Origin of the sequence: Actinomadura mexicana, assembly GCF_900188105.1 — a bacterium.
Classification (GTDB): Bacteria; Actinomycetota; Actinomycetes; order Streptosporangiales; family Streptosporangiaceae; genus Spirillospora; species Spirillospora mexicana.
Genome location: NZ_FZNP01000022.1, coordinates 1 through 12,307, shown reverse-complemented (window position 1 = coordinate 12,307; position 12,307 = coordinate 1). Strand labels below are relative to the sequence as shown.

At 72.1% G+C, this 12,307-nt stretch carries 12 protein-coding genes and 1 rRNA gene; 8 read left to right on the top strand and 5 right to left on the bottom strand.

Annotated elements, in window-relative coordinates:
- Positions 1–130 precede the first annotated feature (130 nt).
- Together CHC11_RS35940 and CHC11_RS35935 are read right to left on the bottom strand one after the other, a co-directional pair.
- A complete protein-coding gene (locus tag CHC11_RS35940) occupies positions 131–2,641 on the bottom strand; it encodes an ABC transporter permease (protein WP_089316361.1) in 2,511 nt (836 codons plus the stop codon).
- Complete coding sequence (locus tag CHC11_RS35935; RefSeq protein ID WP_089316360.1) at positions 2,638–3,411, bottom strand: ABC transporter ATP-binding protein; 774 nt, start codon at positions 3,409–3,411, stop codon at positions 2,638–2,640. The genes CHC11_RS35940 and CHC11_RS35935 overlap by 4 nt, the downstream gene beginning before the upstream one ends.
- Before the next feature lie 213 nt (positions 3,412–3,624).
- Here CHC11_RS35935 and CHC11_RS35930 point away from each other — a divergent pair, with 213 nt between their 5' ends.
- The 4 genes from CHC11_RS35930 to CHC11_RS35915 all read left to right on the top strand — a co-directional run bounded on the left by CHC11_RS35930 (position 3,625) and on the right by CHC11_RS35915 (position 7,179).
- Complete coding sequence (locus CHC11_RS35930) at positions 3,625–4,299, top strand: TetR/AcrR family transcriptional regulator (RefSeq protein WP_089316359.1); 675 nt, start codon at positions 3,625–3,627, stop codon at positions 4,297–4,299.
- A 58-nt stretch (positions 4,300–4,357) separates the two neighbouring features.
- Positions 4,358–5,359: an AurF N-oxygenase family protein gene (locus tag CHC11_RS35925; RefSeq protein WP_089316358.1), complete on the top strand. Its 1,002-nt coding sequence runs from the start codon at positions 4,358–4,360 to the stop codon at positions 5,357–5,359.
- Between the two features lie 321 nt (positions 5,360–5,680).
- Positions 5,681–6,499 (top strand): SDR family NAD(P)-dependent oxidoreductase, encoded by an 819-nt coding sequence (locus CHC11_RS35920; protein ID WP_089316357.1) that lies wholly within the window; start codon positions 5,681–5,683, stop codon positions 6,497–6,499.
- 149 nt (positions 6,500–6,648) lie between these two features.
- Positions 6,649–7,179, top strand: a complete 531-nt coding sequence (locus CHC11_RS35915; RefSeq protein WP_089316444.1) for a 2-thiouracil desulfurase family protein — start codon at positions 6,649–6,651, stop codon at positions 7,177–7,179.
- Here CHC11_RS35915 and CHC11_RS35910 read toward each other — a convergent pair.
- Positions 7,169–7,798, bottom strand: a complete 630-nt coding sequence (locus tag CHC11_RS35910) for a TetR/AcrR family transcriptional regulator (protein WP_089316356.1) — start codon at positions 7,796–7,798, stop codon at positions 7,169–7,171. The genes CHC11_RS35915 and CHC11_RS35910 overlap by 11 nt on opposite strands.
- 78 nt (positions 7,799–7,876) lie before the next feature.
- Here CHC11_RS35910 and CHC11_RS35905 point away from each other — a divergent pair, with 78 nt between their 5' ends.
- Complete coding sequence (locus CHC11_RS35905; RefSeq protein WP_089316355.1) at positions 7,877–8,584, top strand: SDR family NAD(P)-dependent oxidoreductase; 708 nt, start codon at positions 7,877–7,879, stop codon at positions 8,582–8,584.
- Positions 8,585–8,752: 168 nt separating this feature from the next.
- On the opposite strand, the gene CHC11_RS35900 is transcribed toward CHC11_RS35905, so the two are convergent.
- Complete coding sequence (locus tag CHC11_RS35900) at positions 8,753–9,682, bottom strand: helix-turn-helix transcriptional regulator (RefSeq protein ID WP_089316443.1); 930 nt, start codon at positions 9,680–9,682, stop codon at positions 8,753–8,755.
- Positions 9,683–9,849: 167 nt separating this feature from the next.
- On the opposite strand from CHC11_RS35900, the gene CHC11_RS35895 reads away from it, so the two are divergent.
- The 3 genes from CHC11_RS35895 (at position 9,850) to CHC11_RS35885 (ending at position 12,149) form a co-directional block, all read left to right on the top strand.
- Positions 9,850–11,316 carry an MFS transporter gene (locus CHC11_RS35895; protein ID WP_089316354.1) on the top strand — a complete coding sequence of 489 codons (1,467 nt, stop codon included), beginning with the start codon at positions 9,850–9,852 and terminating at the stop codon, positions 11,314–11,316.
- A 128-nt stretch (positions 11,317–11,444) separates the two neighbouring features.
- Positions 11,445–11,726, top strand: a complete 282-nt coding sequence (locus tag CHC11_RS35890; RefSeq protein ID WP_179279179.1) for an ArsR/SmtB family transcription factor — start codon at positions 11,445–11,447, stop codon at positions 11,724–11,726.
- A gap of 33 nt (positions 11,727–11,759) precedes the next feature.
- Positions 11,760–12,149 carry a VOC family protein gene (locus CHC11_RS35885; protein WP_089316352.1) on the top strand — a complete coding sequence of 130 codons (390 nt, stop codon included), beginning with the start codon at positions 11,760–11,762 and terminating at the stop codon, positions 12,147–12,149.
- Positions 12,150–12,213: 64 nt separating this feature from the next.
- Here the strand turns inward: CHC11_RS35885 and rrf are convergent.
- Positions 12,214–12,307 (bottom strand): 5S ribosomal RNA (gene rrf / locus CHC11_RS35880); the annotation flags it as partial.

Below are 12,307 nucleotides of genomic sequence, written 5' to 3'. Positions count from 1 at the left end.
ACTTACCTTAGCCACGGCCCGCGCGCGACACGCGGCCCGCCCCGGAACGGTCGTGCGACCTGGGAGGACGCCCCGTTCCCCGGGCGCGGCGCCGGGGGAACGGGGACGGGCGCGCCACGGCGCGGCGATGTCACGGTGCGGAGATGGCGGCCAGAATCGCCAGCCGCGCCGCGCGGCGCGCGGGACGGATCGCGGCGAGTGCTCCGGCGACCGCGCCGACCACGGCGATGACCGCGACCTGCGCGGCGGGCGGCGCGAACGGGTGGCCGAGGGCGGCGCCGAGGCCCCAGCCGAGGAACACCCCGAGGCCGAGGCCGCCACCGGTGCCGAACAGCGCCACGATGACCGACTCCCAGCGCACCATCGACCGGATCTGCGGGCGCGTCGCACCGACCGCGCGGAGCAGGCCGAGTTCGCGGGTCCGTTCGTGGACGGCGAGCGACAGCGTGTTGGCGATGCCGAGCAGCGCGACGACGATGGCCAGGATCAGCATCCCGTAGACGACGCTGATGAAGCCGGCCATCTCCTCGGTCTGCGCCGCCACGAACTCCTCCCGCGACTCCACGGCGGGCGCCCCGTACGGCTTGGCCAGCGCGGTGAGTGCCTGCCGGGCGGAGGCGACCGACGCGCCGGGCTTCAACTCGACGAACGCCCTGGTGTCCAGCGGCTGCCTGGTGTGCGCGTTCCACACCGACCGCGGGACGAGGTAGTCACCGGTCATGTCGGTGTTGTCGTAGACGGCCCCCACGGTGAGCCTCTGTGAGGCACCGTCCGCGAACGTCACGCCGACCGCGGTGCCCACGCGCCAGCCGTTGTCGTCCGCTGCCTTCTTCGAGACGGCGAACGTACCGGCGTCGTTGAGGCCGCCTTGGATGACGTCCAGGTCGAGGACGCGCCGCAGGCTGGACGGGTCGGCCACGCTGACGGTGGACGGCGCGCCGTCCACCCGCATGCCGCCCGTGCCCATCCCGGCGACGTCGCCCACCTGGGGCAGCTTCGCCGCCTCCCGCACGAGCGAGGTGGCGAACCCGCCGGTCTCGTTGGTGCCCGCGTCCACGACGATCGGTCCCTTGAACGACCCGGCGACGCCGTCCTCCAGGGAGGCGCGCAGCGATCCGAGGAACACCGTCATCAGCGTGACGACCCCGACGCCGATCATCAGCGCGGTCGCCGCCCCGGCCGTGCGCGCCGGGCTGCGGGTGGCGTTGTCGCGCGCGAGCGCCCCGGGCACGCCGCGCAGCCGCGCCGCGGGCCCGCCGAGCAGCGCCGCGACGGGACGGGCGGCGACGGGGCCGAGCACGACCATCGACACGACGGTCACCACCGCGCCCGCGGCCGCCATCGACAGCTGCCCGGTGACCGCGCCGAACGAGACGGTGCCGACCGCGACCGCCGCGAAGACGCCGCCGACGATGAGCCGGGTCTCCGACGGCCGGGACGCCTCGGCCGCGACCTCGCGCAGCGCGGCCAGCGGCGGCACCCGCGACGCCCTCAGCGCCGGGCCGAGCGCGGCGGCCAGCGTGACCAGCAGCCCGACCGGAACCGCGATCATGACCGTGGTGGCGGCGACGGTCAGGCCCTCCAGCGCGATCCCGATGCGGAAGCGGATGAACAGCTCCCGGAGCAGGGCGGCGAACCCGAGCCCGCCGGCGAGCCCGGCGAGGGTCGCGGCGGCGCCGATCACCAGTGCCTCGAAGCCGACGATGGTGACGACCTGCCGGCGCCCGGCGCCGAGCGCGCGCAGCAGGGCCGACTCGCGGGTCCGCTGCGCCATCGTGATCGCGAACGTGTTGTGGATGCTGAACGCGGCGACCAGCAGCGCCACGCCGCCGAACGCGGCCAGAACGGTCCGGAACACGCGCAGGAAGCCGTTCTGGACGAGGCTCATGCCCTCCTCGACCTGCGCCTTCTTCGTCAGGGCCTGGACCCCGGCCGGCAGCGCCGCCCGCACGCGGGACGCCAGTTCCGCCTGGTCGACGCCGTCCTCGGCGCGGACGGCGACGCCGCTGATGCGGTCGGCGCCCTTCGCGACGTGCCTGCGGGCGCCGTCGAGGGAGAACGCCGTGAACGACGTCTCGCCGAAGGCCTCCTCGTCGCCGAACATGCTGATGCCGACGACGGTCACCGGGACCTTCTCGGGCGTGAGCACCGCCGTCCGGTCACCGACCTTCAGGTGGCCCTCGTCGGCGAACATCCTGTCGATGACGACCTCGTCCGGGGCGCGGGGCGCCCGCCCTCCGGCGAGCCGGTAGGGGTTGAGCTTCGGGTCGGTCTTCCAGTTGCCCGCCGTCCGGGGCCCGCGCGACGGGATCGTCGTGCCGTCCTTGGCGAGCAGCTGCCCCGACCCCTCGATGGTCGGCTCGGCGTTGGCGACGCCCTTCACCTGGCGCACCCTGTCCAGGACGGCCGCGTCGATCTGCCCGCGCGCGCCCCACGGCGCGTCGCTCACCCTGGTCGCGTTCCGGACGACCACGTCCGTGTCGCCGTACGCACTGGAGACGTACCCGTCGATGCTCGCCGCGAGGGTGTCACCGAGGACGAGCGTCCCGGTAAGGAACGTCACGCCGAGGAAGACCGCCACCAGGGATCCGGCCATGCGGCGCTTGCGTCCCCACAGCTCCTTGAAGACGAGCCCGGTCATCGGGGGTCCCCCAGCCCGCGCATGCGGTCGAGCACGCGGTCGGGTGTGGGCGCGTCCATGACGTCCACGATCCGGCCGTCGGCGAGGAACACCACCGCGTCGGCGTGCCCGGCGGCGACCGGGTCGTGGGTGACCATCGCCACGGTCTGGCCCAGATGGTCCACGGCGTCGCGCAGGAGAGCCAGCACCTCGCCGCCGGTACGGGAGTCGAGGTTGCCGGTCGGTTCGTCCGCGAACACGATCTGCGGGCGCGTGACCAGGGCACGCGCCAAGGCCACCCGCTGCTGCTGCCCGCCCGACATCTCCGACGGCCGGTGCGACAACCGGTCCCCCAGCTTCAGGACACGGACGACCGTGTCCAGCCACTCCCGCTCCGGGCCCGCCCCCGCGAGGGTCAGGGGCAGGAGGATGTTGTCACGGGCCGTCAGCGTGGGGAGCAGGTTGAACGCCTGGAACACGAACCCGATCCGCTCGCGCCTGAGCCGCGTCAGGCGGCGGTCCGACAGCGCCCCGAGCTCCTGGCCGCCGACGTAGACCCGGCCGGACGTCGCGTCCTCCAGGCCCGCGACGCAGTGCATGAGCGTGGACTTCCCGGCCCCGGACGGCCCCATGATCGCGGTGAACCGGCCGGCCGGGAACTCCACGCTGACGTCGTCGAGGGCCCGCACCGCCATGGCGCCGGACCCGTAGACCTTGCCGAGGCCCACCGTGCGGGCGCCGCCCGCGACGGCCTCGCCGGTCGATCGCCTTGCTTCCGCTGCGTTTTCCATGACCGGGATCGTGGCGTGGCGCCATGGGGCCCGTCGTCGGGCCGGGAGATGCACTGCGCCTGCTCCCCGGGGAGGCCGCGCGGAGGGCCGGATACGTCCGGCGCGGTACTCGGCGGACCGGCGAAGATCAATAAGACGCGATGTCCAATTGTGATGCGGGCAACATACATGCAGGCTTGATTGCATGTATGTCGCGCTCGTACCGTCGGGGGCGTGTCAGTAAGCAGCCGCAGACGCCACCGGCACGGCTCCTCCGGGCGCCGCACGCAGGAGGAGCGCAGGGAGCGCACGCAGGCCAGGCTCCTGGAGGCCACCACGGAGTGCCTGGTGGACCTCGGCTGGTCCGGGACGTCCACCACGGAGGTCGCGCGCCGCGCCGGGGTCTCGCGCGGGGCGCAGCAGCACCACTACCCGACGAAGATGGTCCTCGTCGCGGCGGCGCTGGAGCACCTGCTGGAGGCGCAGCGCCTCGCCTACGAGACGGCCTTCGCGGTGCTGCCCGCTGAGCGGCGCAACGTGTCGGGCGCGCTCGACCTGCTCTGGGAGGTGTTCCGCGGCCGGCCGGCCAAGGCCCTCATGGAGCTGGCGGTGGCGGCCCGCACCGACGACGAGCTGCGGCCGCTGTGCCGCGACCTGAACGAGCGGATCCTCCAGGTGATCACGGAGACGTTCGAGCGGCTGTTCCCCGACAACACCCTCCCCCCCGACTTCGTCTCGACGACGCTGCGCACCCTGTTCGCGATGTTCGTCGGGCTGTCCATCCAGAACGCGCTGGACGACGACGCCGACGGCCACCAGGCCGCGGTGCTGCGCCAGGTCAAGGACGTCGCGCAGTTGATCGTCCCCGAGCGGGGCACGGCGGAGGCCCGGCCCCGCACCGGCCCCTAGCCACGACCCGTCACGCACCGGCCCCGGCCGACCGCACCACCCCGAGGGAGCGTCCCCCATGCCGAAAGCCCCCACCGAACTCGCCGACGAGGTCCGCGAGCAGGTCAAGGACAAGAAGTCGTACCTCGGCGTCATCGACCGCCTGAACAAGGCCTCGGTCGACAAGCACTGGGAGGCCTACGCCGACATCCCCTGGGACGACCCCGAGTTCCTCGTCGACAAGCACGACCCGCGCTGGGTGCTGCCGCCGTTCGACCGGCTCGGGGAGACGGCGTGGTACCAGTCGCAGCCGCCGGAGATCCAGTCGCAGATCGGCCTCTGGCGCGTCGCCACCGCGATGAAGATCGGGCTGCAGTTCGAGAACCTGCTGAAGCGCGGACTGCTCAACTACGCCTACCGGCTGCCGAACGGGCGGCCCGAGTTCCGGTACGTCTACCACGAGACGACCGAGGAATGTCACCACGGCATGATGTTCCAGGAGTTCGTGAACCGGACGAAGATGCCGATCCGCGGCATGCCGCGCGCGCTCAGCCTCATCGCGCAGGCGGCCCCGTGGATCCCGCTGGTCAGCACCGAGATGTTCTTCGTCTTCGTGCTGGGCGGCGAGGACCCCATCGACTACGTCCAGCGCAAGTCCCTCAAGGGCGGGCACATCAAGCACCCGCTCGAGGAGACCATCATGAGGATCCACATCGCGGAGGAGGCCCGGCACATCTCGTTCGCCCGGCACTACCTCAAGCACCGGGTCCCGAACATGCACCCGGCGCGCCGCCGGATCCTCGGCATCGCGACGCCCGTCGTCCTCGGCGTGATGGCGCGGATCATGCTGTCCCCGCCCGGGCCCATGGTGCGGCACTTCAACATCCCGAAGGACGTCGTCCGCGCCGCCTACCACAACGACGCGGCGCAGGCGGAGATCTCCAACTCGGTCGGCAAGATCCGCGACCTGATGGCCGAGCTCGGCGTGGTCACGCCGGTGAACAAGCAGGTCTGGAAGGCCTTCGGCATCTGGGACGAGCCCAAGCAGCGCCGCGCCGTCCAGCCGGTCAAGGCCGCCTGAGCGTGACGCAGGCCGAGGGCGGCCCCTCCAGGGTCGCCGTCATCGGAACGGGTTCCCGGACCCGGGGACGGCGATCGGGCTGAAGAAGGCCGGCGTCCGCTCTCGCCCTCCGGCTGCGGACGCGCCGCCTCGACCCCGGCGGCTCCGGATCGAGCGGCGGGACGAGTCGGCGGCGGCGAGTTTGTCGTCCCGGTGAGTACCGGCGGCCCGCGCCGCCGCCTAGAATCCACGCAATTGAACAGAAGATCCAATTAGCCAGTGCGGTCCGGGCTCGCTCCACCCCCGAGCCCGGACCCGCTGTTCACCCGAGCGGAGCGCGCAATGAGCATCGCGATCGTGACCGGAGGAGCGTCCGGCATCGGCCGTGCGGTCGCCACCTCCCTGGTGGTGCGCGGCGACACCGTCGTGGTCACCGACATCAACGCCGAGGGCGCCGCGCAGGTCGCGGACAAACTGAACACCCTCGGCAAGGGCAAGGCGGTCTCCGCCGCCCTCGACGTCACCGACGCCGACGCCGTCGCCGACCTCTACACGGGCGTCAAGGCCGACCACGGGCGGCTCGACCTGGTGTTCAACAACGCGGGCATCGCGGTCGGCGGGCTGGCCGAGGAGCTCACCCTCGACCACTGGAACCGCGCCATCGACATCAACCTCAAGGGCGTGGTGCACGGCGTCCACGCCGCCTATCCGATCATGCTGGAGCAGGGCCGCGGCCACATCGTCAACACCGCCTCGCTCGCCGGGCTCGTCCCGATGCCGATCGGCATCCCCTACACCGCCACCAAGCACGCCGTCGTCGGTCTCTCCCTCGGCCTGCGCGCCGAGGCCGCGGGGCGCGGCGTCAAGGTCAGCGTGGTGTGCCCGAGCTTCGTGGACACCCCGCTGCTGCACAACGTCAATCCCGACCTGCCCGAGACGCCGCTGAGCGGCGACGCCACCGGCGACATCGCGAAGGCGGCTCCGCGCCTCTACACGGCCGAGAAGCTCGCGCGCGACATCATGCGCGGCGTCGCCAGGAACCAGGCCCTCATCGTCGCGCCCGCCCACGGCCGCCTCGCCTGGCGCGGCGTCCGCCTCAACCCGGGCGCGGCCGTCCGCGTCGCCCAGATCGCCGTCAACCGCATCCGCGCCGGCCAGTAGGAGGGGCTTCCGCTGGGCCGCCTCTCTCCTTCGACCTGCGACGGCTTCGGATGTCGCGGGTCGGGGGCGGGACGCCCGGACCGTCCAGGGAGCCGGTGGCGGCGGTCTCCACCAGGGCGATGGGACGCGGCCCGCATAGGCTGGACGGCGTGCAGCGCATCCTGATCAGCTCGTGCCTCGCCGGGCGGCCCGTCCGCTACGACGGCGCGGCGAAGCCGATGGCCGGCGGCCCCTTCGAACGCTGGCGCGCCGAGGGGCGCCTCGTCCCGTTCTGCCCCGAGGTGTCGGGTGGCCTGCCCGTCCCCCGCCCGCCCGCCGAGATCGTCGGCGGGGACGGCGGCGACGTCCTCGACGGCACGGCCCGCATCCTCACCGGCAGCGGCGCCGACGTCACCGGCGAGTTCCTCCGCGGCGCCCGCCTGGCCCTGGAGACCGCGCGCCGCGCCGGGGCCCGCCTCGCCCTGCTGAAGGAGGGCAGCCCGTCCTGCGGCGGCCACCGCGTCTACGACGGCACCTTCACCGGCACGCCGGTCCCCGGCTCCGGTGTGACGGCCGCGCTCCTGCGCCGCGCGGGCATCCGTGTGTTCAGCGAAGACGAACTGGAGGAGCTGCAAGCTCTCCTCGGCGACCTCGAAAGCCGAACACAGGAGAGTCGCCGGCGCACCGGCCTCAAGCCGTGAAACGGGCCATCTGCTCGGGGGTCAGCGCCGAAACGGGCAGCGGCCGCGCGGCCTCGGCCCGCAGCCCGTCGAGGAAGAATCCGAGGCAGCGCCGCCAGGCGTCGGGCGCGGCGTCCGCGGACTCCCGGATGACCTGCGACATCGCCCACATCAGCGGCACGACGTCCTGCGGTTCGAAGTCGGGGCGCAGATCCCCGGACTCCTTGGCCCTGGCCATGGTCGTCACCAGGTGGTCGAACCCCCGGTGGCAGGCGGCGTTCAACTCGGAGGCGCCGGGGTAGCGCCGGGCGAGCGCGTCGTTGAGCCCGCGGTCCTCGGCCTGCAACGCGAACAGCCCCTCGATGTAGCCGACGAACCCCCTCCAGGGATCGGGCTCGGCCAGGGACAGCTCGACGATCTCGTCGAGAGCGGCCAGGCGGGCGGGGAAGATGGCGTCGAAGAGGTTCTCCCGCGCGGGGAAGTGGTTGTAGAGCGTGCCGATGCTCACGCCCGCCCGCCGCGCGACCTCTTCCAGCGGCGCGTCGAGGCCGCGTTCCCCGAACACGGCCGCACCGGCGGCCACCAGCTTGTCCCGATTGCGCACGGCGTCCGCCCGAGGCGGCCTGCTCTTCCCGGCCATGCGCCCATCCTATGAAATTGAGGAGACCCTCAAGTTTCGTGTTAAATTGAGGGCATCCTCAACTTTCTGGAGATCTACATGTCATCCACGACCGTCGTCATCGGGGCCGGACCGGGTCTCGGCATGTCCGTCGCGCACCGCTTCGGCCGCGAAGGCCACAAGATCGTGCTCCTGTCCAGGAACCCGGCGCGCCACCCCGGCTACCTCGCGGCGCTGGAGGCCGAGGGCATCGAGGCCACGGCCCGCGCCGCGGACGTCCACGACCGTGACGCGCTGCTCGCCGCGCTCGACGCCGTCGGCCCCGTCGACGTCGTCTACTACGGCCCCGGCGCGGCTGACCCCGATGCCCGGCCCACCCCCATCACCTCGGCCGACGTGCCGACCGCCAAGAAGGCGATGAGCTGGGTCTATCCCGCGATCGACGTGGTGGGCGCCGTCCTGCCCGGGATGCTGGAGCGCGGCGGCGGCGGGCTGCTGTTCGCGGGCGGCCTCAGCGCCGTCGTTCCGATGCCCATGCTCGGCGGCCTCACGCTCTCCTCGGCGGCTCTGCGGAACTACGCCCTCACGCTGAACGCGGCCCTGACGGAGAAGGGAATCTACGCCGGCACGCTGACGATCGGCGGCCTGATCGAACGCGGCGACATCCACCGGATGGTCATGTCCCGGATGGAGGAGATGGACGGCATCACCATCGGCACCCTGAACCCCGACGACATCGCCGACACCGCATGGGACCTCTACGCCAAGCGCGACCGCGCCGAAGCGGTCTTCAACGCGCTGGCGTAACGCCGTCACGCGGCCGGCTGGTCGTTTCGAGTCATGGTGAGAGTCTGCTCCACCGAGTCGTGGAGCGGGATGCCCTCGGTGACCGGTGGCACCGGCTCACTGATGCCGGTGAGCCCGTGTGCACCGCCTTAACGATCTTTCGCTTGGGAGTGGGACGCGGCCCGCTCCTCAGCGATTCCGAGCGGACTCTCCCGGCGGCGTCGCCGCCCGAACGGCTCCGCTTCCGAGGCCGCCGGCCACGCCGGCGGCCTCCCCGGCCAGGCCCGCGAGCAGGCTCAGCGCCGCGGCCGAAGGGGTCGCCGGGTCGGCGGTGAACACGGCCATGCGCTGGCCCTCGTCGTTGGACAGCTCCATGATCTCGTTGTTCAGCGTCATCGCGCCCACCAGCGGATGCCGGAACTCGCGCGTGTACCGGACGGCGCAGTCCTGGACCGGATGCGCCGCCCACAAGGACGCGAACTCCGGGCTGTGCACCGTGAGCTCGCCGATGAGGCCGGTCAGTTCCGGGTCGTGGGGGTAGCGGACGGCGGTCATGCGGACGTCCGCGACCGTGTCCCGGGCCTTGGTCCGCCAGTCGGCGTACAGCTCGCGCGTGTGCGGGTCCAGGAAGACCAGGCGGGCGATGTTGGGACGTCCGCGGGACTGCTCGGGGGCCTCGAACGGGAGGTGCCCGGCGAGGAGCGCGTGCGCGGCGCGGTTCCAGGCGAGCACGTCGTAGCGGCGTCCCATGATCAGTGCGGGGTTGTCGCCGAACGCGCCGACCATGAGCCGGGCCGCGGGGCGCAGCCGCTCCGGACGCGGGCGCCGGCGCGGTTCCGCCTTCTGGCGGGCAAGGCTCCGCAGGTAGGCGTGCTCCGTCTCGTCCAGCCGCAGGACGCGGGCGACCGCGTCGAGGACGGCCTCCGAGGCGTTGGTGCTCTGCCCCTGCTCCAGGCGTGTGTAGTACCCGGCGCTGACGCCCGCGAGCTGCGCCAGTTCCTCGCGGCGCAGCCCGGGCACGCGCCGCCGCCCCCCGTAGTCGGGCAGGCCGACTTCCTCGGGGCGCAGCCGGGCGCGGCGGCTGCGCAGGAACTCGCCGAGGTCGGACCGCTGATCCATGCCGTCCAGCATGCCCGTTTCCGCCCCTCTTCGCCTGCACCTGTCAGGTGTAGGCACCGCAGGGGTGCCCTCACCAGGGGGCTGGGTAGCACTCGCGATTCGCCGCAAGGTGGGCCGTGCCGGGACGCCGTCTCGCGTTCCGGCACGACACCTCAGGAAAGGCGAACATGACGGACGACTCGATCCGGCACGCGCGTTCCAGCGCGCTCGGCCGCCGCGGATGGCTGGTCCTGCTCACCCTGTGCGGCGCCACGTTCATGACGGGGCTGGACTACTCGGTCGTGACCGTGGCCCTGCCCGAGATAGGACGCGATCTGGGCTTCGCGAGCACCGGTTCGCTGCAGTGGGTCGCGACGGCCTGCCTGCTCCCGACCGCGAGCCTGCTACCCCTGTTCGGCCGCGTCTCCGACATCGTCGGCCGCCGCCGGCTGTTCACCCTGGGAGTCGTCCTGTTCGGGGGGCTCTCCCTGGCCGCGGCACTGGCGACCGGGCCCGCGCTGCTGATCGCCGCCCGCGCGGGCCAGGGCGCGTCCGCCGCGATGATCACCCCGACCGCCATCGCGCTGCTGACCGCGGCGTTCCCGGACGGACCCCGCCGCACGCGGGCGCTGGGCGTCAACGGCGCGGTGCTGTCGCTGGGGTTCGTCCTCGGCACCCTGGGCGGCGGCGTCATCACCAGCGGCCTGAACTGGCGCTGGACCATGCTGCTCCTGACCGCCATCAGCGTCCTGGTGCTGCTCGGCACGACCACGCTGCCACGCGACACCGGCACACGGGCGACGGCCCGCCTGGACGTCCCCGGAGCCGTACTGGCGAGCATCGGCCTGTTCGCCCTGGTCTATGGCATATCGACGGGCGCCGATGCGGGCTGGGCGAGCCCTCCCACGCTGGGTTCGTTCTCCCTGGCCGCGCTCTCCCTGAGCGCGTTCCTCCTGGTGGAGCGGCGGCACCCGGCTCCTCTGATCCCGCTGGGCCTGCTGAACAGGCCGACGGTGAAGTGGAGCGGTCTGGTCGGCTTCGTCACCCTCGGCATGTGCGGCGGGACCACGGTCCTCCTCAGCCTCTACATGCAGGACGTGCTCGGCTATTCGGCGCTGGCGACGGGCGCCGGCTTCCTGGCGGAGGGCACCGCGGCCCTCATCGCGGGAGTGCTGGCCGCCCGGGTGATCGCAGTGCTGGGCAGGACCCGCACCATGAGCCTCGGCCTCGCCGTCCAGGGCGTCGGCACCGGCGCGATGGTCCTCCTGCCCGTGGAGGGCGGACTCCCGCTCCTGCTCGCCACATCCGGCGCCATGGGCTTCGGCCACGTCCTGACGGTCGTCACCTTCATCACCACCATGACCTCCGGGCTGCGGGACGACGAGCAGGGCATCGCAGGCGGCCTGTCTCAGCTGCCGCAGTTCCTCGGCGGCGTCGGGACCGCCGGCCTGGCGGCCATCGTCACGGCCCGCGTCGATGCGCTCTCGTCGGCGACCGATCCAGTCCTCGCCACTCTGGACGGCCTCCACACGGCCACCCTCGTAGCGGGTCTGCTCTGCCTGACCGCCACCGCCCTGCCGCTCCTCCTGCGAGCGGCGCCCCTCGACCCGGCCACCACAGCGAGCGGGTCCAGGACGGAACGAGCGTCCCGGTAAGACCGGCATTGACGAGGCCGGCGGCATACAGGCTGGTGCGGCAGGGCACTGGACCAACTGACGGGCCCATGCGCCACCGATCTTGACAGGCAAGCAGTGGCTTGCCTAACGTTGGGTGAGTGGGAGACATGTTCAAGGCGCTGGCCGACCCCACCCGGCGCACCATCCTCGACGAGCTGACCCGCCACAACGGTCAGACGCTCTTCGAGATCTGCGGGCGCCTGACGACCATGCACGGGCTCGGTTCGTCACGGCAGGCGATCTCGCAGCATCTCGACGTCCTTGAGGCCGCCGGCCTGGTCGAGACCAGGCGCGAGGGCCGTTACAAGTTCCACTACATCAACACCAGCCCGCTCCAGTTCATCGTCGAGCGGTGGCTCAGCAGACCCACGGGCGCCGATCGTCCCTGACGGCGGCGCGATGCAGGCGGAAAGGCAACCCGGATGAGAATTACTCTGACCAGTGTGTTCGTGGACGACCAGGAAAGGGCGCTCAGGTTCTACACCGACGTACTGGGGTTCGAGAAGAAGCACGACGTCCCCCTGGGCGAGGACCGGTGGCTGACGGTGGTGTCCCCGAAAGACCCGGAAGGCACCAACCTGCTTCTCGAACCCAGTAGCCACCCCGCGGTGAAGCCGTTCAAAGAGGCACTGGTCGCCGACGGCATCCCGTACGCCTCCTTCGCCGTCGACGACGTCAAGGCCGAGTACGAACGGTTGCGCGGTCTCGGTGTCCGCTTCGTCCAGGAGCCCGTCGAGATGGGCCCGGTGGTCACGGCCGTCCTGGACGACACCTGCGGCAACCTGATCCAGATCGCTCACCGGCCCGGCTGACCGTCCACCGTGCCACAAACGAGAAAGGCCCCGCCGGTGACGGCGGGGCCTTTCTGCAATATGAGTCCGGCGGTGTCCTACTCTCCCACACGGTCTCCCATGCAGTACCATCGGCGCTGAAGGGCTTAACTTCCGGGTTCGGGATGGGACCGGGTGTT

Coding starts and splice junctions, on each gene's coding strand:
- CHC11_RS35940 (WP_089316361.1), bottom strand. CDS start 2,641: ATGACCGGGCTCGTCTTCAAGGAGCTGTGGGGACGCAAGCGCCGCATG.
- CHC11_RS35935 (WP_089316360.1), bottom strand. CDS start 3,411: ATGGAAAACGCAGCGGAAGCAAGGCGATCGACCGGCGAGGCCGTCGCG.
- CHC11_RS35925 (WP_089316358.1), top strand. CDS start 4,358: ATGCCGAAAGCCCCCACCGAACTCGCCGACGAGGTCCGCGAGCAGGTC.
- CHC11_RS35920 (WP_089316357.1), top strand. CDS start 5,681: ATGAGCATCGCGATCGTGACCGGAGGAGCGTCCGGCATCGGCCGTGCG.
- CHC11_RS35910 (WP_089316356.1), bottom strand. CDS start 7,798: ATGGCCGGGAAGAGCAGGCCGCCTCGGGCGGACGCCGTGCGCAATCGG.
- CHC11_RS35905 (WP_089316355.1), top strand. CDS start 7,877: ATGTCATCCACGACCGTCGTCATCGGGGCCGGACCGGGTCTCGGCATG.
- CHC11_RS35900 (WP_089316443.1), bottom strand. CDS start 9,682: ATGGATCAGCGGTCCGACCTCGGCGAGTTCCTGCGCAGCCGCCGCGCC.
- CHC11_RS35895 (WP_089316354.1), top strand. CDS start 9,850: ATGACGGACGACTCGATCCGGCACGCGCGTTCCAGCGCGCTCGGCCGC.
- CHC11_RS35890 (WP_179279179.1), top strand. CDS start 11,445: ATGTTCAAGGCGCTGGCCGACCCCACCCGGCGCACCATCCTCGACGAG.
- CHC11_RS35885 (WP_089316352.1), top strand. CDS start 11,760: ATGAGAATTACTCTGACCAGTGTGTTCGTGGACGACCAGGAAAGGGCG.